At 71.4% G+C, this 18,019-nt stretch carries 9 protein-coding genes and 1 riboswitch; of the genes, 2 read left to right on the top strand and 7 right to left on the bottom strand.

Features of this window, described 5'->3' with window-relative positions:
• Positions 1-41: 41 nt before the first annotated feature.
• Positions 42-902, top strand: a complete 861-nt coding sequence (locus ACWDEW_RS21120) for an endonuclease/exonuclease/phosphatase family protein (RefSeq protein ID WP_450514487.1) — start codon at positions 42-44, stop codon at positions 900-902.
• A gap of 9 nt (positions 903-911) precedes the next feature.
• On the opposite strand, the gene ACWDEW_RS21115 is transcribed toward ACWDEW_RS21120, so the two are convergent.
• Both ACWDEW_RS21115 and ACWDEW_RS21110 read right to left on the bottom strand, forming a co-directional pair.
• On the bottom strand, positions 912-1,376 hold the full coding sequence (locus ACWDEW_RS21115) for a hypothetical protein (RefSeq protein ID WP_450514486.1): 465 nt from the start codon (positions 1,374-1,376) through the stop codon (positions 912-914).
• 207 nt (positions 1,377-1,583) lie between these two features.
• Positions 1,584-3,239 carry an NlpC/P60 family protein gene (locus ACWDEW_RS21110; protein WP_450514485.1) on the bottom strand — a complete coding sequence of 552 codons (1,656 nt, stop codon included), beginning with the start codon at positions 3,237-3,239 and terminating at the stop codon, positions 1,584-1,586.
• 53 nt (positions 3,240-3,292) lie between these two features.
• A riboswitch (cyclic di-AMP (ydaO/yuaA leader) is annotated at positions 3,293-3,466 on the bottom strand.
• Between the two features lie 334 nt (positions 3,467-3,800).
• Here ACWDEW_RS21110 and ACWDEW_RS21105 point away from each other — a divergent pair.
• Positions 3,801-5,891, top strand: a complete 2,091-nt coding sequence (locus tag ACWDEW_RS21105) for a DUF1996 domain-containing protein (protein WP_450514484.1) — start codon at positions 3,801-3,803, stop codon at positions 5,889-5,891.
• An 84-nt stretch (positions 5,892-5,975) separates the two neighbouring features.
• Here ACWDEW_RS21105 and ACWDEW_RS21100 read toward each other — a convergent pair whose 3' ends face one another.
• The 5 genes from ACWDEW_RS21100 to ACWDEW_RS21080 all read right to left on the bottom strand — a co-directional run bounded on the left by ACWDEW_RS21100 (position 5,976) and on the right by ACWDEW_RS21080 (position 17,972).
• Positions 5,976-7,421 carry a glyceraldehyde-3-phosphate dehydrogenase gene (locus ACWDEW_RS21100; RefSeq protein WP_450514483.1) on the bottom strand — a complete coding sequence of 482 codons (1,446 nt, stop codon included), beginning with the start codon at positions 7,419-7,421 and terminating at the stop codon, positions 5,976-5,978.
• A gap of 147 nt (positions 7,422-7,568) precedes the next feature.
• Positions 7,569-7,883 (bottom strand): SCO5918 family protein, encoded by a 315-nt coding sequence (locus ACWDEW_RS21095; RefSeq protein WP_450514482.1) that lies wholly within the window; start codon positions 7,881-7,883, stop codon positions 7,569-7,571.
• A 62-nt stretch (positions 7,884-7,945) separates the two neighbouring features.
• On the bottom strand, positions 7,946-9,514 hold the full coding sequence (locus tag ACWDEW_RS21090) for a DEAD/DEAH box helicase (protein WP_450514481.1): 1,569 nt from the start codon (positions 9,512-9,514) through the stop codon (positions 7,946-7,948).
• Positions 9,515-9,694: 180 nt separating this feature from the next.
• Positions 9,695-9,898 (bottom strand): cold-shock protein, encoded by a 204-nt coding sequence (locus ACWDEW_RS21085; protein ID WP_019056860.1) that lies wholly within the window; start codon positions 9,896-9,898, stop codon positions 9,695-9,697.
• Between the two features lie 253 nt (positions 9,899-10,151).
• Positions 10,152-17,972 (bottom strand): SDR family NAD(P)-dependent oxidoreductase, encoded by a 7,821-nt coding sequence (locus ACWDEW_RS21080; RefSeq protein ID WP_450514480.1) that lies wholly within the window; start codon positions 17,970-17,972, stop codon positions 10,152-10,154.
• Positions 17,973-18,019 lie beyond the last annotated feature (47 nt).

The following is an 18,019-nucleotide window of genomic DNA, read 5'->3' as shown; positions in this document are numbered from 1 at the left end:
CCCGCCGGATGCGAAGATCGCTCCCCTGGGAGGGAGCGGCCATGGGTGACATACGGGTACGGTGCGCGACGTTCAACGTGCTGCACGGCCAGCTGATCCGGCCGGACGGCCACCCGGCCGCCGCCCGCCCCGACGACGTCTCGGGACCCCTCGCCGAGGCCGTCGTGTCCCTGGACGTCGACGTACTGGCCCTCCAGGAGGTCGACCGCTTCCAGGAACGCTCCGGCCGCGTCGACCAGGCGGCGGTCGCCGCGGCCGCGCTGGGCGCCCTCGACTGGCGCTACGCGACCGCGCTGCACAGCCGTTTCGTGCCGGGCCGGGGCTGGGTCAACGATCCGGCCGACCCCGCACCGCGCGTCCACGGAACGGAGGCACTGGAGCCCGAAGTCCCGTCCCAGGGCGTCGCGTTGCTCTCCCGCCTGCCGGTCCGCGAGTGGCGGGCCCTACGGCTCTCTCCGGGGCCGTTGGCCGTGCCGCTGAAGGTGGCCGGGCGGACCGCTCCGGTGCTGGCCCGCGATCAGCCCAGGGCCGCCCTGGCCGCCGTACTGGAAGGACCGCGCGGTCCGTTCACCGCCGTGGCCCTCCATCTCTCCTTCGTACCGGGCTGGAACATCCGCCAGCTGCTCACCGTCCGCCGCTGGATCGCCGATCTGCCGCAACCCCAGCTGCTGCTGGGCGACTTCAACCTGATCGGCGCGCTGCCCCGGGTCGCCCTCAACACGACCGCGCGGCACGGCTGGCGGGGCCCGGCCGGGCGGGCGACCTACCCCTCGCACCGCCCGCGTGTCCAGCTCGACCACATCCTGGCGACGGGGCTCGACGTGGATGCGGTGGGGACGGCACACACACCGCGGACGGCGATCTCGGACCATCGGCCGCTGGTGGTGGAACTGTCGCTCTGAGCCGCCGGTTCAGTTCCACAGGGGATAGGTCACGACGTGCGCGAACCTGTCCGGCCTTCCGGCGGTGTACGTCAGGCTGATCCGGCCGTACTGCCGTACCCCCGGATGCCGCTTCCACGTCTGGGCGTTGTCGAGCCAGACCACGACCGGGTACGAGTGGAACTTGCCCGCCGCGCAATAGGGTTTGCAGTCGTTCACCCAGTTGACGCCCGTCGCCGTCGCGGAGTTGGCGTCCCAGTTGGTCCAACGCAGCGACGCCAGGCGGCTGTTGCCGTCGCCGCAGGCGAGCACGAAATCGGCGGGACGCACCTCGGGATGCCAGAGGCAGTCGACCAGCACGGGGACCGCGGGCTGCCGCTGGACGACCGGAGCCGCTTTCACCGTCGCCGGGGCCGCGGACGAGGTGCCCACGGCCGGAGCGAGCAGGGCGGCGGCACAGACCGTGACGAGTCCGACGATGGTGTGTTTGTACATGTCCGCTCCCGGCCGCCTGTTCGTACCCGTCGCTCCGCACCCGCACCGGCGGTGGGCCCGCCCGGCGAGACACGGTCGTCGTCGCTCTTCTCGTTCGACGCTACGACCGTGTCCTGGGTTCCACCACTCGTACAGACCAACGACGCGGGCCGCCGGGAGTGGCGGGGTGCACACGACCGGGGCCGGGAAACCCCGGCCCCGAGCGGCTCAGGCGGGCCGGACGGCGCCCCGGATGGCGGCGGAACCGGCGTAGAAGATCGACTCCTCGCGTATCGGCGTGCCGGGGCTCGGCGCGTGGATCATGAGGCCGTTGCCGGTGTAGAGACCGACGTGGTCGATGCTGTCGTAGAAGAAGATCAGGTCGCCGGCGCGGATGTCCGTGAGGGGGACGAGGGCGCCCGCGCCCGACTGTTCCTGGGCGGTGCGCGGGAGCAGGACGCCCGCTGCCTTCCAGGCGGCCTGGGTGAGGCTGGAGCAGTCGTACGCGTCCGGTCCCGCCGCACCCCACAGGCAGGGCCTGCCGATCTGTGCGCGGGCGAAGGCGAGGGCGGTGGCGGTCTTGCTCTGGGTGCCGGCGTCCGGTGCGGTGACGGCGGCAGGCGCCGGGCTCATGGCCGGGGCCGGCGGGAGTGTGACTTCCGGGGCCATGGCCGGAGGGGCGGAGGGTGCGAGCGTGGGGGCGACGGAGGGGGCCGCGGCGAAGGAGACCTCGGGGGCGGGGGCGGTCGGCTGCCACTCCTGCTGCGGCGGGCGCCAGGACGGTTCCGGTGCGGGTTGCCAGTCGGGCTGGGCCGTGGGCTGCTGGGGGATCAGAGGGATCTGCCCGGTGGACCAAGCAGGTTCCTCCGTCACCGCGGGCATCTGCCCTGTGGAATAGATCTGTTGCTCGGTCACTGCGGGCATCTGCCCGGTGGACCACATCTGTTGCTCGGTCACTGCCGGGAACTGGCCGGTGGACCAAGGCTGTTGCTGGGTCACCGCGGGCATCTGCCCTGTCGCCCAGGTCTGTTGCTCCACCACGGGCATCTGCCCGGTGGACCAAGTGGTCTCCGGGGCGGGCCAGGCCGTCTCCGGGGGCGGCCAGGTGGCGCCCGTCGGCGCGGTCTCGGTGCGCGGTGCGCCGATGGCCGGGAGCAGGTCCAGGCTCGCGGTGAGCGGGTCGAAGGCCGGTGCAGGTGCGGTCGCGAACTGCTGTGGTGCCATGACGCGCGCGGGCGGCATATCCACGGCCGGGGCGGGCGGTACCGGCGGCAGGTCGAGGACGGTCGCCGGAGGCGTCTGCGCCATCTGAGCCTGAGCCATCTGTGCGATCTGGGCGATCTGGGACATCTGCGGCACCTGAGCCTGAGGTGCCTGCGTCTGCGACATCTGCGGCATCACAGGGGACTGCTGTGTCTGCTGTGCGGCGGGAGGCAGGGCGGCGATGGGGGCTGCGGTCAACTCCGCTACGGGTGACGTGAATTGCGGGGCAGTGAGCTCCGGTGCGGCGATTGTCCCCGCGGTCAGTTCGGCCACGGCGCGGCCGGGCTGCGCTTCGAGCGCGAGGCCGGTGCCCTGGGGCTCGGGACGACGTTCGGACCGCTCGGGTCGGGACTCGGCCGGGCGGGCCGGGGTTCTGCCGGGCGGCAGGATCGCCGGTACGGTCGGGCCCAGTTGGGTGCGGGCGCGGTCGAACAGCTGCCGGGTGACGGCTTCGACGGCGGGGTCGGAAGGACGTGACGCGCCGGGGCGGGACTCGACACGCTTGCGCGGTTTCCCGGACATCGCACGCGTGGCGTTGTAGTTTCCGGTGGCCGTCTCGGCCCTGTCGTAAAGGGAGTTGATCCGCCGCTGGACTTCGTCGCGGCTGGGTCGGTCGTCCACGGTGGGGCCACTGCCTCCGGTGCGCGTGCGTCGTTCTGCCGGCATGGCAGACGTGCTCCTTCCGCTTCGCGCCTACCGGGTTAGCTGTCGGGTTCGGGCGTCGATCACGGAAGGTTTGCCCTACGGTCCGTGCCCTGAAGGGCGGTTGGACCGATTCACCCCAAGTTCGGTTGGGTCCCCGGCTCCGGCTGCCGCGAGCGGCACGCCGGACTCGGCGCAAGCCGTGCGGCCCGGCGCCGATCGCCGGAGTAGGTCGTACGGCCTGGACGTCAACTTAGCCAACGTGTGTGCCTCGTGTGAAGGTTGAAGCGCGATATGTCCGATACGTATTTGTGACCTTTACCTCGCCCTGGTGTGTCGAGGGGTCAGAGGCCCGCCGGGGCGGGTGATCCATAAGAGGTCGCTATGAATTTCTGGGACGGTTGAACACATCGGGACCGGGCTCCGTATTGGGTCGGGGGATTTCCATGCCGGAACGAGCCGGGCCGACCGATACGTGTAGGAGCAACTTCCTTGGCACGCAACACGCGCAGACGCCCCACAGGCGCACGACGCGCGACGATGGCAGCAGTCGCCCTGATGCTGGGCGGCGGAGGACTGGTGGCGGCGAACGTCTACGCGTCGGCGTCCGAAGGCGGTTGGGGCGGTGACTCCGCCCAACAAGGTTCTCCGGACGCGGCATCGCGAGGCGCGACGATCGACTGCCCGGACATCGGCACCCAGTTGACGACGGTGCCGGACGGGGCGAAGGCCGACGTCGACAAGGAACTCGCGAATCTGGACCAGCAGATAACCGAGGCCTACCAGAAACTCCGGGACTCGACGGAGTCCATACGGCAGGACGCCTCCTTCGCCGACAACGCGATCATGAATCCGTTGAAGGAGAAGCGGGCGGCGACGATCGGACGGATCGACGACGCCATCGCACGTGTCGGGGACCGCCCGGAGGGGCTCGACGCCCTCGCCGGCTGCACCCTGATCGCGCCCACGAACGAGACGGGCGACCAGGGCGGCAACGGCGACAACCAGAGTGCCAGTGCCAGCGCCAGCGCTTCCGGCCAGGGCGGTCAGGGCGGTCAGGGCCAGCAGACCACCAACGGGCCCGTCGCCTCGGACTACGCGGACATCACCTCCGTACAGCCGAACGTGAACGCTCCGCAGGAGCAGGCGGGCGCCTCCCGCGGCACGTTCGTCACCGCCTGCGGGGTGAACGAGAACGGCCTGTTCAACTCCGACAACGTGATCGTCGCCCCCGGAGTGAGCAACGGCGCCCACCACTTCCACGACTACATCGGCAACCAGTCCAACAACGCCTTCGCCAGCGACCAGGACCTCGCGAACGCCGACACGAGCTGCGAGAACCCGGGCGACAAGTCCACCTACTACTGGCCCGTGCTGCGCCTGCAGAACGGCAAGCAGGAGCGGGACGCCGACAAGCCCGGCGGCGGCACCGAGGGCAACACCGGTGAGATCGTCACGGCCAAGCAGGTCACCCTGACCTTCGAGGGCAACCCGCAGAGCAAGGTCGTCGCGATGCCGCGCCTCCTGCGCATCATCACCGGCGACGCCAAGGCCTTCGTCAACGGCCCGGCCAACGCCAACGCCTCCTGGAGCTGCACCGGGTTCGAGGACCGGCAGCTCAAGGACAAGTACCCGCTGTGCCCGGCGGGCAGCGACGTGGTGCGCACCTTCAAGTTCCAGAGCTGCTGGGACGGCCGCAACATCGACAGCGCCAACCACCGCACCCACGTGGCCTTCGAGGCCGCCGACGGCGCCTGCCCGGCGGGCTTCAAGGCCATCCCGCAGCTGGTGCAGCGGATCGTCTACGCCGTCAACGCGCCGAGCCTCCAGGACGGCGGCAAGACGAGCCCGCTGTTCGCGGTGGACTCCTTCCCCGAGCAGCAGCACAAGCCCGTCACCGACCACGGCGACTTCATCAACGTCTTCTCCGAGAGCCTGATGAACGACATGGTCACCTGCATCAACAGCGGTGAGAAGTGCGGCGCCGGCACGGACAACGACCCGGGAACGGGCGGCGGTTCGGGCTCCGGCGGCGGCACCGGCGGGGACAACGGCTCGGGTACGGCCGGTGGCTCGGGTTCGGGCGGCGGCTCCGGTTCTGACGGCGGTACGGGTCAGCCGCAGGAGTCTCCTACGGCCACAGAATCCGCCACGGCGACGCCCACCGAGACCGCGTCCGACGAGCCGGCCGGAAACGGTGGCGACGGCGGGAGCGGCGGAAACAGCGGCGACAACGCGGGCAGCGGCGACAACGGAGGGACCGGCGGCAACGACGACCAGCCCACCGCCGAGCCCGCGACCAGCGCCCCGGACACCCAGACCACCGACCCCGGAGACCTGACGACCGCCGTGTCGGTCCCCAAGGCCGACACGAAGACCGAAGGGTCCAAGTCGACCGAGGCGCAGGGAAGTTCGGGCAACAATGCCGGCGGTCAGGTCGGCAGTCCGGTGGCGACGCCGCCCGCGTCGTCCTCGGGCGGCGAGAGCTACGCCGCCGTAGGCCCGAACCAGCCGCAGGCACAGGGCGGCCTGGCGGAGACCGGTGCGAACCTGTGGCCGGCGGTGGCCGGCGCGCTGCTGCTCGTCGCCGGATTCGTCGTGCTGTATCGGGGTAAGCGCAGCACTCGCTGACGCCTCGCCCGGCTGCGACCGACAACGGCCCGGCCGCCCATACCGGGGCGGCCGGGCCGTCGTACGTTCAGCGTGTTCCGGTGGTCAGACGGCGGGTGCCGGGTATGTCGGGTACTCGACCCCGGAGACGTGCTGGACGACCCGGACGACCTGGCAGGAGTAGCCGAACTCGTTGTCGTACCAGAGGTAGAGGATGGCGTTGTCGCCGTCGACCTTGGTGGCGCCCGCGTCGATGATCGAGGCGTGGCGGGAGCCCATGAAGTCGCTCGACACGGCGTCGGGGGCGGTGGTGAAGTCGATCTGCCGTTTGAGCGGGGAGGTCAGCGAGACGTCGCGGAGGTGGTCGAGGACCTCGGCGCGGGTGGTCTCGCGGCCGAGCCGCAGGCTGAGGATCGCGATCGAGACGTCCGGCACCGGGACGCGGATCGAGCTGCCGGTGATCGGGGCCTTGAGGTCGGGCAGCGCCTTGGCCACGGCGGACGCGGCACCGGTCTCGGTGATCACCATGTTGAGCGGCGCCGAACGGCCGCGGCGGTCGGCCTTGTGGTAATTGTCCAGCAGGTTCTGGTCGTTGGTGAACGAGTGGACCGTCTCCACGTGCCCGCGCAGCACACCGTACTCGTCGGCCATCGCCTTCAGCGGCGGCACGATCGCGTTGGTGGTGCAGGACGCGCAGGACAGGATCTGCTCGTCCGGCTTGATGGTGTCGTGGTTGACGCCGTGCACGATGTTGGGGACGTCGCCCTTGCCGGGCGCGGTCAGCACGACCTTGTCGATGCCGGGCCGCAGATGCTGCGAAAGGCCTCCCCGGTCACGCCACTTGCCCGTGTTGTCGATGAGGATGGCGTCCTTGATGCCGTACGCCGTGTAGTCGACCTCGGAGGGGTCGCTCGCGTAGATGACCTTGATCTCGTTGCCGTTGGCGATGATCGTGTTGCTCGCCTCGTCGACGGTGATCGTGCCCTGGAACTGGCCGTGGATCGAGTCGCGGCGCAGCAGCGAGGCGCGCTTCACGATGTCCTGGTCCCCGCCCTGGCGTACGACGATGGCGCGCAGCCGCAGTCCGTTGCCCGAGCCGGCCTTCTCGATGAGCAGGCGGGCGACCAGGCGGCCGATGCGGCCGAAGCCGTAGAGCACGACGTCGCGGCCCTCGCGGAAAGCGATCTTGTTGCCGCCGGTGGCACCGGCGACGGCTTCGGCGGTGAACTCCTCGGCGGTCAGGCCGCGTTCGTCGGTGCGGTGGGTGGCGGCGAGCATGCCGATGTCGATCTGGGAGGGACCCAGGTCGAGCGCGGTGAGCGCCCGCAGATACGGCAGGGTCTCGGTGACGGAGAGTTCCTCGCCGTCGATCTGGCGGGCGAACCGGTGGGTCTTGAGGATGCTGACCACCGACTTGTTGACCAGGGAGCGGCTGTGCAGCAGGACGGTGACGTCCCGCTTGCGGTGCAGCTTCCCGATCATCGGGATCATCGACTCCGCGATTTCCTCGCGGTGCTTCCAGTTGGTGAACGAGTCCTCGTTGACAGGCACAGGTTTCTCTTTCGAGCTAGGCGGCGCTCATATGCTAACCCGCTGTTCATCTGCTCGTTCCGAGGGGTCCCTCCTGGGCCGCCGAACGCCGTGAGGGCCCTGCCGACGCGCGTCGGCAGGGCCCTCACGGTGGTACTGCTGTCGTTCCTACGCCTCCTGGGGCGCGCCGGTGCCCAGCAGCGCCGACGCGTTCTCCATCGGGGTGAGGACGTGCACGGGCACCGCCTCCGGCAGGCCGTGGCAGGTGAAGCCGAGCCGGGTCATGGCCCGGATGACCTCGCCGCTGTTGAAGTCGCGCGGGTCCTGCCGGGTGATGACCTGCCCCACCTGCTTGACGGGGTAGCGGCGCCGCCCGATGGTCACGGACTCACCCGTGACCAGTTCGGGCTTGATGCCCTTCATCGTCTCCAGGACTCCCAGCTTGGTGAGATCGAAGGGATACCGGGCGATGACACAACGCATGTTGCCTCACAGAGAGAAGGAGATGCCGTCCGAACAGGCCGCCGAAGAGGCCGAGTTGATCCCTAGGCCGCGGGGCCGAAGGACGAGCGTCGCTGTCCCCTGCCGCTTCCGCCGGCACCGCCGCTGCCGCCGCGTCGGGCCGTGCCGCCGCCGGTCCGGCCCTCGCCGGCCGGACGGCCACGACGGCCGCGCGACGACGAGGAGGAGGGGCTGCGGCGGGGGCGCTCGCGCTGCTCCACGACCGGGGCGGTGATGACGACCGGGACGCCGGAGGGGGCCTGGGCGCCGGTGATCCGGGTCAGCTCTTCCTCGCCCGACCGTACCGAGGTGACCTCGGCGGTCACGCCGGCCATGGTCATCAGGCGGGTGAAGTCACGGCGCTGGTCGGGGGTGACCAGCGTCACGACACTGCCGGACTCGCCCGCACGGGCCGTACGGCCGCCGCGGTGCAGATAGTCCTTGGGGTCGGTGGGCGGGTCGACGTTGACGACCAGGTCCAGGTTGTCGACGTGGATGCCGCGCGCCGCGACGTTGGTCGCCACCAGCGCCGTCACATGCCCGTCCTTGAACTGCGCGAGGGTGCGGGTGCGCTGCGGCTGGGACTTGCCGCCGTGCAGCCCGGCCGCACGGACGCCGTTGTTCAGCAGGTGCTTGACCAGCTTGTCCACCGCGTGCTTGGTGTCCAGGAACATGATGACCCGGCCGTCGCGCGCCGCGATCTCGGTGGTCGCCCGCTGCTTGTCCGTGCCGTGGACGTGCAGGACGTGGTGCTCCATCGTCGTGACCGCGCCCTGGGACGGGTCGACGGAGTGGACGACGGGGTCGGTCAGGTAGCGGCGGACCAGGAGGTCCACATTGCGGTCCAGGGTGGCCGAGAACAGCATCCGCTGGCCGCCCGTCTGCACCTGGTCCAGCAGGCCGGTGACCTGGGGCATGAAGCCCATGTCGGCCATCTGGTCGGCCTCGTCGAGGACGGTGATGGTGACGTTGTCCAGGCGGCAGTCGCCGCGGTCGATCAGGTCCTTGAGCCGTCCCGGCGTCGCGACCACGACCTCCGCGCCACCGCGCAGTGCCCCGGCCTGGCGGCCGATCGACATACCGCCGACGACGGTGGTCATCCGCACACTGACGGCGCGGGCGTACGGGGTGAGCGCGTCGGTGACCTGCTGGGCCAGCTCGCGGGTCGGGACGAGGACGAGTGCGAGCGGCTGACGCGGCTCGGCCCGGCGGCCCGCCGTACGGGCCAGCATCGCGAGGCCGAAGGCGAGGGTCTTGCCGGAGCCGGTACGGCCGCGGCCGAGAACGTCGCGCCCGGCAAGGGAGTTGGGGAGGGTGGTGGCCTGGATCGGGAACGGGACGGTGACGCCCTCGTGGCCGAGCGCGGCCAACAGCTTGGCGGGCATGTCGAGTTCGGCGAACGACTCCACGGCGGGAAGGCCGGGGGTCACCGTCTTCGGCAGCGCGAACTCGCCCTGCAGGGCGACCGGTCGGCCACCGCCGCCCTTGGAGCGGCGCGGGGCACTGGAGCGGTTGCCGGACGGGGCCGCCGAGCGGTAGCCGCCGCTCTTTCCGGATTCCGGATTTCCATTGCGCTTTCGCGAGAAACGGTCATTCGTACGTGCGCGGTTCAAAATGTGGAACCTTCCTTGATGTGGCACGTATCAAGGAATTCCCGCGGTGAATGAACGGCGCAGAGAATCGCAAGAACGAGCCGGTGGCTTCGGCGGAATATCGCCGAAAGCTTGGGAAATGCAGCGAGCTGGGGCCCGCACCCCAAGGTGCGGGCCCCAGCTGCGAAGTTAACGTCGGTGTTACGCAGGAACGATGTTCTCGGCCGTCGGGCCCTTCTGGCCCTGCGCGATGTCGAAGGTCACCTTCTGACCCTCCTGCAGCTCGCGGAAGCCCTGGGCGGCGATGTTCGAGTAGTGGGCGAAGACGTCAGCGCCGCCACCGTCCTGCTCGATGAAGCCGAAACCCTTTTCCGCGTTGAACCACTTCACTGTGCCACTGGCCATTTTGTTCTCCTTCGGGGCGGTCAGCGGAGTCCGCACTGTGCGGGCTCCGTGTCGCCGTGATGATCACCCCGCCGGAAGAAAAACCGGACACACAAAAAAATGCTCCACCGCCTCGGAGGGCGGTGCGGGCATCTGAAGGGTTTGGCAACCACAACTGCAACTGAGATCAATAGTAGCACGGCGCGATCGTGAGTGTGCGGCCGTGAATTCCGTTTCTCATGCCGCGAACACAGATATTCGATCTCCCGTCGGGCTATGCGAGGCCGTCGATCCAGTCGCGGACGGCCTTGGCGGTGGTCGGCGCGTCCTCTTCGAGCACGCTGAGATGAGTGCCGGGGGCATCCGCCGTGTGCCGCACGCCGGGCCAGGACGACCGCCACTGGGGCGGCATGTCCGCCAGTGGAGCGGAGGCCCGGACCAACAGGCTCGGCACCCGCGTGAGTTCGGGCTGCCAGCCGCGGAACATTCGCGTGTACGCGCCCAGCGACAGGAGCGTCAGATCGTCCACCAGTGTGTCGAATCCCTCGCCGGCCGCGAGTGGAATCCGGGCGGGCAGGGACAGCAGCCACGGCTCGGCCTCCCGGTCCGGAGTGATGTGGTACGAGTCGATCAGGACGAGCCCGGCCGGGGGAGCGCCGAGGCCCACCAGGTGGGTGGTGAGCGCGTGGGCGGCCGAACCGCCCATGGAATGGCCGACCACTACGTAGGGGCGATCCCCGAGCTGGTGGCGCACGGTCGCGGCGTGCGACGCGGTCAGCGTCTCCAGGTCCCGTGGCACCGCGTCCCCGTGATCGATCCCGGAGTGCCGCACCTCGAACACGTCCCGCTCGCCCTCGAAGCACGCGGCGAGGCCGGCGTACCAGGGGCGGCCCAGGTTGGAGGCGAAGCCCGGAACGCAGACCAGGGCCGGCCCCCGGGTGCCCGAGGCGAGCCGCAGCGGTGGCAGGGAGTGCCGGGCGGCCTCCTCGGGGCCGAAGGTGGCAGCGCCGATGGACGCGGTCACCAGCAGGTGCATGGCCGATACGACATCGCCGGTTTCGCACACCTGCCGGTACAGGACGGGCAGCGACTGCCCGGCTCCGCGACCGCGCCCACCGGACCGCACCGGTGCCGGGACGCTCGCAGCCGTGGGCCCGTCGGGCAGCGTGCCGCGCAGCTCGCTGTACAGGTGCCCGGCGAGCTGGTCGGTGTCCGGCCAGTCGTAGGCCACGGTGACCGCCAGCGGTGTTCCGGTCAGCAGGCTCAGCCGGTTGCAGAGCATGACCCGCATCAGGGAGTCGAGGCCCAGTTCCGCGAAGTCCCGGTCCACGGCGCCGACTTCCGTGTGTCCGAGCACGGCCGCGACCTCGATACGGACGAGTGACCGCAGGGCGGGCAATCGCTCGGCCGGGGCCAGCGCCGCGAGGCGGTCCCGCCATGATCCTGCGCTGTCGTCCGGCACTCCGCCGCCGCCCGTGCTCGCGGCGGCGGCCGAGGGGCGGCCCGTGCGCAGCAGCCCGCGCAGCGGTGGCGGGACGACCGTCCCGGCCGGGAACGCCCTCGGCGAGCGGTCCAACGGCAGTGGCGCCAGGACCGGTTCGGCGCTGCCCAGCGCGGCGTCGAAGAGCGCGAACGCCTGCTCCGGGGAGACCGCGCGCACCGGACCGTCGTGCGCTCGGCCGCTGCGGGCCGCCATGCCCTCCTCGTCCGCCCACGCGCCCCAGACCAATGACAGTGCGGGCAGGCCCAGCTGGGAGCGGTGGCGCGCGAGCGCGTCCAGGAAGGAGTTCGCCGCCGCGTAGTTGGCCTGCCCCGGATTGCCCAGCAGCCCCGCCGCCGACGAGAACAGCACGAAGCGCGCCAGCGGCAGGTCCTTCGTCGACTCGTGCAAGTGCCAGGCCGAATCGACCTTCGGCCGCAGCACCGCCGCCAGCCGCTCAGGTGTCATGGCCGCCAGCACGCCGTCGTCCAGTACCCCGGCCGCGTGCACTACGGCGGTCAGGTCGGGCCCGAACGCCTTGAGTACGGCGGCGAGTTGCTCCCGCTCGGTGATGTCGCAGGCCACCAGATCCACCTGGGCGCCCGTCTGTTGCAGATCCTCGCGCAACTCCCGTGCGCCCGGAGGCTGTTCACCGCGTCGGCTGAGGAGGACGAGCCGCCGCACACCGTGCCGGTCGACGAGGTGCCGGGCCAGCATCGCCCCCAGGGATCCCGTGCCGCCGGTGATCAGGACGGTGCCCCCGGTGAGCGAGTCCTCGACCTCGGAAGGGGGCGTGGCTGTCAGCCTGGGCACCATCAACACGCCGTCGTGTATCGCGATTTGGGGTTCGCCGGTGGCGAGCGCGATGGGCAGCTGTCGTAGGGACTCCGGGTGGCCGTCCACGTCCACGAGGGTGAGGCGACCGGGGTACTCGGACTGCGCGGTCCGCAGCAGGCCCCAGACCGTTGCGGCGGACAGGTTGGGCGACGGCGCGGCGGCGCCGCGCGTGACCACGGCCAGGCGTCCGGAACCGGCGAGGTGGGTTTGCAGCAACTGCATTGCCCGTACGGCGAGTTGGTGTGTCTCTGTGACCGGGTCCGTGTCCTGGGCGCCGGGAGCGGCCAGGGAGGCGACGATGGTCTCGGGTGTCTCCTCGGACCAGGTCGCCTCGTCGTCGGCGGAGGCGAGGAACGCGGCCAGGCCCAGGTCGTCCGTCTGTGACACCGCCACGGCGGGCACTTCGCCGGAAGCCGGCGCGTTCGTCCAGCGCAGCCGGTACAACTCGGCGGCCGAGGTAGGGCCGATCTCCGGTGCCGGCCGGGTCGTCATCGACTCCAGGCGGGCCACGGGCTTGCCGGTGGGGGTCGCGAGATCGAGGGTGATCGTGTCCGGGCCGGGCCTCGTCATCCGGACGCGCAGTGCCGTCGCGCCCGTGGCGTACAGGGTCAGACCCCGCCAGGCGAACGGCAGCCGGGCCGGGCCGGTGGGCGGTTCGGCGAGCAGACCCGGGTGCAGGGCGGCGTCCAGCAGGGCCGGGTGCAGGACATGGCGCCGGGCGTCCGTGACGGGCAATGGACCGATCTCGGCGAACAGTTCCTCGTCCCGCCGCCACAACGCGGTGACCCCCTGGAACGCCGGACCGTACGCCAACCCGGCCGCGGCCACCCGGTCGTACGCCTCGGACAGGTCCACCCGAGTGGCACCCGTCGGCGGCCACACGGTGAGCGGGACCGCGTCGGCCAGGACGCCCGGCACGGCCGGGCCGAGCCGGCCGGTCGCGTGCTGTGTCCAGGTGCCCAGCGCCCCGGACTCCTCGGGCCGTGCGTACACGTCCGCCGCGCGGCGCCCGGAGTCGTCCGGCTCGCCCAGCACGACCTGGATCTGGACGCCCTCGTCGTCGGGCAGGAACAGCGGGTTCAGCAGGGCGAGTTCTTCCAGAACGGCGAGCCCGCACAGGTCGCCCGCGTGCAGCACGAGGTCGGCGAAGGCCGCGCCCGGCACGAGGGTGTGTCCGCCCACGACGTGGTCCCGCAACCACGGCTGGTCCGCGCCGGACAACCGGCCGCCGCACAGCAGCCGTTCCGTACCCGGCACCGTGACCGCCTGCGTCACCAGCGGGTGCCCGGAACCGGCGGACGCGCCGCTGGTGGTGTCGGGGAGCCAGTAGCGCTGCCGCTGGAAGGGATAGGTCGGCAGGCCGTCCACCCGCCGGGCGCCGCTGCCCGCGTAGACCCCGCGCCAGTCCAACCCCGCGCCGTGCACGTGGAGTTGGCCGAGCGTGTTGAACAGCGTCCGTGACTCGGCGCTGTCCCGTCGGGCCGTCGCGGCGAAGAGGAGCTTCTTGCCGGCCCCGGCGGCCTGGGCCGTGAGATGGGCGTCCGGGCCGACCTCGGCGAACGCGGTCACCCGCCCGTCGTGCGCCAGCCAGTGGACGGCGTCCCCGAACCGCACGGCCTCACGGGCGTGCCGTACCCAGTAGGCGGCCGACCGCAGCTCCTCTCCGATGGCCGGAAGCCCGGTCAGGCCCGACAGCACCGGGATGTCGGGGGCGCCGTAAGCCAACTTGCCCGCGATACGGCCGAATTCGGCGAGCATCGGATCCATCAGTGGGGAGTGGAAGGCGTGGCTGACCCGTAGCCGGACGGTACGGCGGCCCCGTACGGCGAAGCGTTCCGCCAGCGCGAGGACCGGTTCCTCCGCGCCGGAGACGACGACCGCGCGCGGGCCGTTCACGGCCGCGATCGCGACGCCGTCGGGCAGCTCGGCCGTCACCTCCGCCTCGGTTGCGTCGAGCGCCACCATGGCGCCGCCCTCCGGAAGTTCCCGCATCAACCTTCCACGGGCCGCGACCAGTTCGGCGGCGTCGGCCTCGGACAGCACGCCCGCGCAGTGGGCCGCCGCCAGCTCGCCGACCGAGTGCCCGGCCAGGAAGTCCGGCCGTACACCCCAGGAACTGAGCAGTCGGAAGACGGACACCTCGTAGGTGAACAGGGCGGCCTGGGCGAAGTCCGTGCGGTCCAGGAGGGCGGCTTTGTCCGCGTCCCACAGCACCGGGCGCAGAGGGCGTTCCAGGTGGGCGTCGAAGCGGGCGCACAGAGCGTCGAAAGCGGTCGCGAACACCGGGAAGGAGTCGTACAACTCCGCGCCCATGCCGGTGCGTTGGGCGCCCTGGCCGGTGAACAGCAGGGCCAGGCGGGCTGTGGAGGCGGCGGTGTGCGGGGGAGCGGATTCCGTGAGGGCGTCGAGGGCGGTCAGTGTCGCAGCTCGGTCGTGGGTGGTGACGGCGGCTCGGTGGGGGAGTCCGGACCGGCTCGTGGCGTGGGTGAACGCCACGTCCAGCAGGGGGAGTTCGGGGTGCTCGCGGAGGAAGGTCGCGGTGCGTGCGGCCTGTGCTCGGAGGGCGGACGGGGTGGCGGCCGAGAGGAGCAACGGGGGTGTCACCTCGTTGCGCGGGGACGGTGGGGCGTCCGCTTCCGCCTCCTCCAGGATCACATGCGCGTTGGTCCCGCCGATGCCGAACGCCGAGACCGCCGCCCGCCTCGGCCGTCCGGCCTCGGGCGGCCACTCCTCGTCCCGGGTCAGCAGACGTACCGTGCCCGACGACCAGTCCACGTGCGGGGACGGCTCGTCGGAGTGCCGGGTGCGGGGGAGCCGGTCGTGGTGCATCGCCAGCACCGTCTTGATGACGCCACCGACCCCGGCCGCCGCCTGGGTGTGTCCGAGGTTGGACTTCAACGAGCCGAGCCACAGCGGGCGTTGGGCGGGACGGTCCTGGCCGTAGGTGGCAAGGAGCGCGTGTGCCTCGATCGGGTCGCCGAGCGCGGTGCCCGTGCCGTGTGCCTCCACGGTGTCGATGTCGGCCGGGGACAGCCCCGCGTCGGCCAGTGCCGCGTGGATCACCCGTTGCTGTGCGGGGCCGTTGGGCGCGGTGAGACCGTTGGACGCGCCGTCGGAGTTGACGGCCGAGCCGCGCAGCACGGCCAGTACGGGATGGCCGTTGCGGCGCGCGTCCGAGAGCCGTTCAAGCAGGACCAGGCCGACACCCTCGCCCCACGCGGTACCGTCGGCCGCCGCCGAGAAAGGCTTGCAACGGCCGTCCGGAGCCAGCCCGCGCAGTCTGCTGAACGCGATGAACGGTCCGGGCGACGACATGACCGTGACCCCGCCGGCCAGCGCGAGGGAGCACTCCCCGTCGCGCAGGGACCGTACGGCCGAATGCATGGCGACCAGCGACGACGAGCACGCGGTGTCCACGGTCACGGCGGGGCCGCGCAGCCCCAGCGTGTAGGCGATACGGCCGGAGGCCACGCTGCCGGCCGAGCCGAGGGCGAGATGCGCCTCCAACTCGTGGCCGCCGTGGTGCAGTCGGCTCGCGTAGGTGGCGTGCATGACGCCCACGAAGACGCCGGTGTCGCTGTCGCGCAGACCGGCCGGGTCCAGCCCCGCCCGCTCCAGCAGCTCCCAACTCGTCTCCAGGAGCAGCCGTTGCTGGGGGTCGGTGGCCAGGGCCTCGCGGGGTGACATGGCGAAGAAGGCCGCGTCGAAGTCGGCGGCGTCGTGCAGGAAACCGCCCCGTCGGGTGACCGACCTGCCGAGGCGGTCGGGGTCCGGGTCGTACAGGTCGGAAACGTTCCAGCCGCGGTCGGCGGGGAAGTCGGAGGTCGCGTCGGTGCCGTCGGCGACCAGTCGCCACAGGTCCTCCGGGGACTCCACTCCACCCGGATAGCGGCAGGCCATGGCGACGACGGCGATGGGCTCCCCGGGGTCGCCCGCGGAAGTGCGGGCGGGCCCCGGGCGGCTCTCGCCGTGGAGCGCGGCGCGCACCAGGTCCGTCACGGCGGTGGGCGTGGGATGGTCGAACACCAGCGTCGCGGGCAGTGCGAGGCCGGTGGCGGTGCCCAGCCGGTCGCGCAGCAGGACGGCGCCGAGCGAGGTCAACCCCTGCGCGCTGAAGGGTACGTCGGGGTCCAGCTCCGGGACGGGGACGTCGAGGGTCCGTGCCGTCACGTCGAGGACCAGGTCGAGCACGGCGTCGGACGCGGCGGCGAGCCGCTCGCGCAGCGCGGCCGAGGCGGCCGTACGTTCCGCGGCGAGGCGCTCGGGCAACTCCTCGACGAGCACGGCGCGGGCGATCTTCCCCGAAGCGGTGCGGGGAAGGGACGCGGTCGGATAGATCTCGTCCGGCACCTTGAATCCGGACAGCCGCTCCCGGCAGGCGGCGAGCGCGCGCTCCGTGTCGACCCCGTCCGGGCCGGGGACGACGAAGGCCACCGGAACCTCGCCCAGCACATCGTGGCGCCGGCCGACGACAGCGGCGTCGACGATGTCGGGGCGGGCCAGCAACACCCTTTCCACCTCAGGCGGGTTGATGTTCACACCGCCCCGGATGATGAGCTCCTTGACTCTGCCGGTGACATGGAGATGGCCGTTCGCGTCGCGTCGGCCGAGATCCCCGGTGCGGTACCAGCCGTCGGTGAACGCCGCGGCGGTCGCCTCCGGACGGTTGTGATAGCCGGCCATCAGCCCGGGACCGCGCACCCAGATCTCGCCCTCGTCCCCGTCGCCGGCCTCGGCACCGGTGGACGGATCGGTGATCCGGACGTCCAGCAGCAGCAGCGGGAAACCCCGCGCGAGGTCGTCACGCGGGCTGTCCAGCCGCTCGATCGCGATCTTCCCGCAGGTCTCCGTGGAGCCGTATCCGTCGAGCAGCGGAGCGCCCAGGACCCGTTCGGCCTCGGACCGCAACTCGGGCGAACAGGGCGCCCCTCCGCTGACACACACCCGCAGCGACGTGGGCACGGGACGTGCCGTCTCGCGCAGTGACTCCAGCAGGAGCCGGTAGGTGGCGGGCACCCCGCCCAGGACGGTGAACGGCTCTGCGGCCAGCGCCTCGGCGAGGTTCGAGCCCGGTCCGAGGACGCGTGCCGTCGCACCGACCGAGACGACCCCCAGCAGGCACACGGAGTGGCCGAGGGCGTGGAACATCGGCAACGGCCACAGCAGCAGGTCCTGTTGCTCCAGTTCGTACGCCGGTACGTAGGCCTTCGCCACCGACCACAGTGCGGAGCGCTGCGTGGAGACCACGCCCTTGCTCTGCCCGGTGGTGCCCGACGTGTAGTGGATCCAGGCCGGCTCGTCGAGCCCGAGGTCGTCACGGGCGGCCGTACCCGAATCCGTTGCGGCCAGCTCCTCGAAGTCGAGAATGCCGTCGGCCGGTTCCTCCTGTCCGACGACGATCACCCGTCGTACGGAGGCCGGTTGGGCGACCGACTGCTCCGTCACGATCGCGACGGCGCCGCTGTCGTCGAGGAAGTACGCCAACTCCTCCTCCGATGCCGCGGAGTTGAGCAGCACACCGATCGCGCCGGCACGCAGCACGCCGAGCCAGGCCTCGACCAGCTCCACCCGGTTGCCCAGATGGATCCCGACCCGGTCCCCGCGACCCACCCCGAGCCGTACCAGATGGCCTGCCAGCCGGGCGGTGCGCCGCTCCAACTCCCGGTAGGTGACGGCACGCCGGTCGTCCAGATAGGCGGTCTTCTCGCCGATCCGATCCGAGTGCTCCCGCAGAATGCCGGGCAGCGCGCGCGTCAACTCGTCGTCGGAAACGGCCATTTCCACCCCTATGTTAACGAACCCCGAGTGGCAACCGTACGACAGGC

Source organism: Streptomyces sp. NPDC001100, from assembly GCF_053598575.1.
Note: the sequence above shows the minus strand (reverse complement) of the source record. Positions and strands in the feature narration are given on the sequence as shown.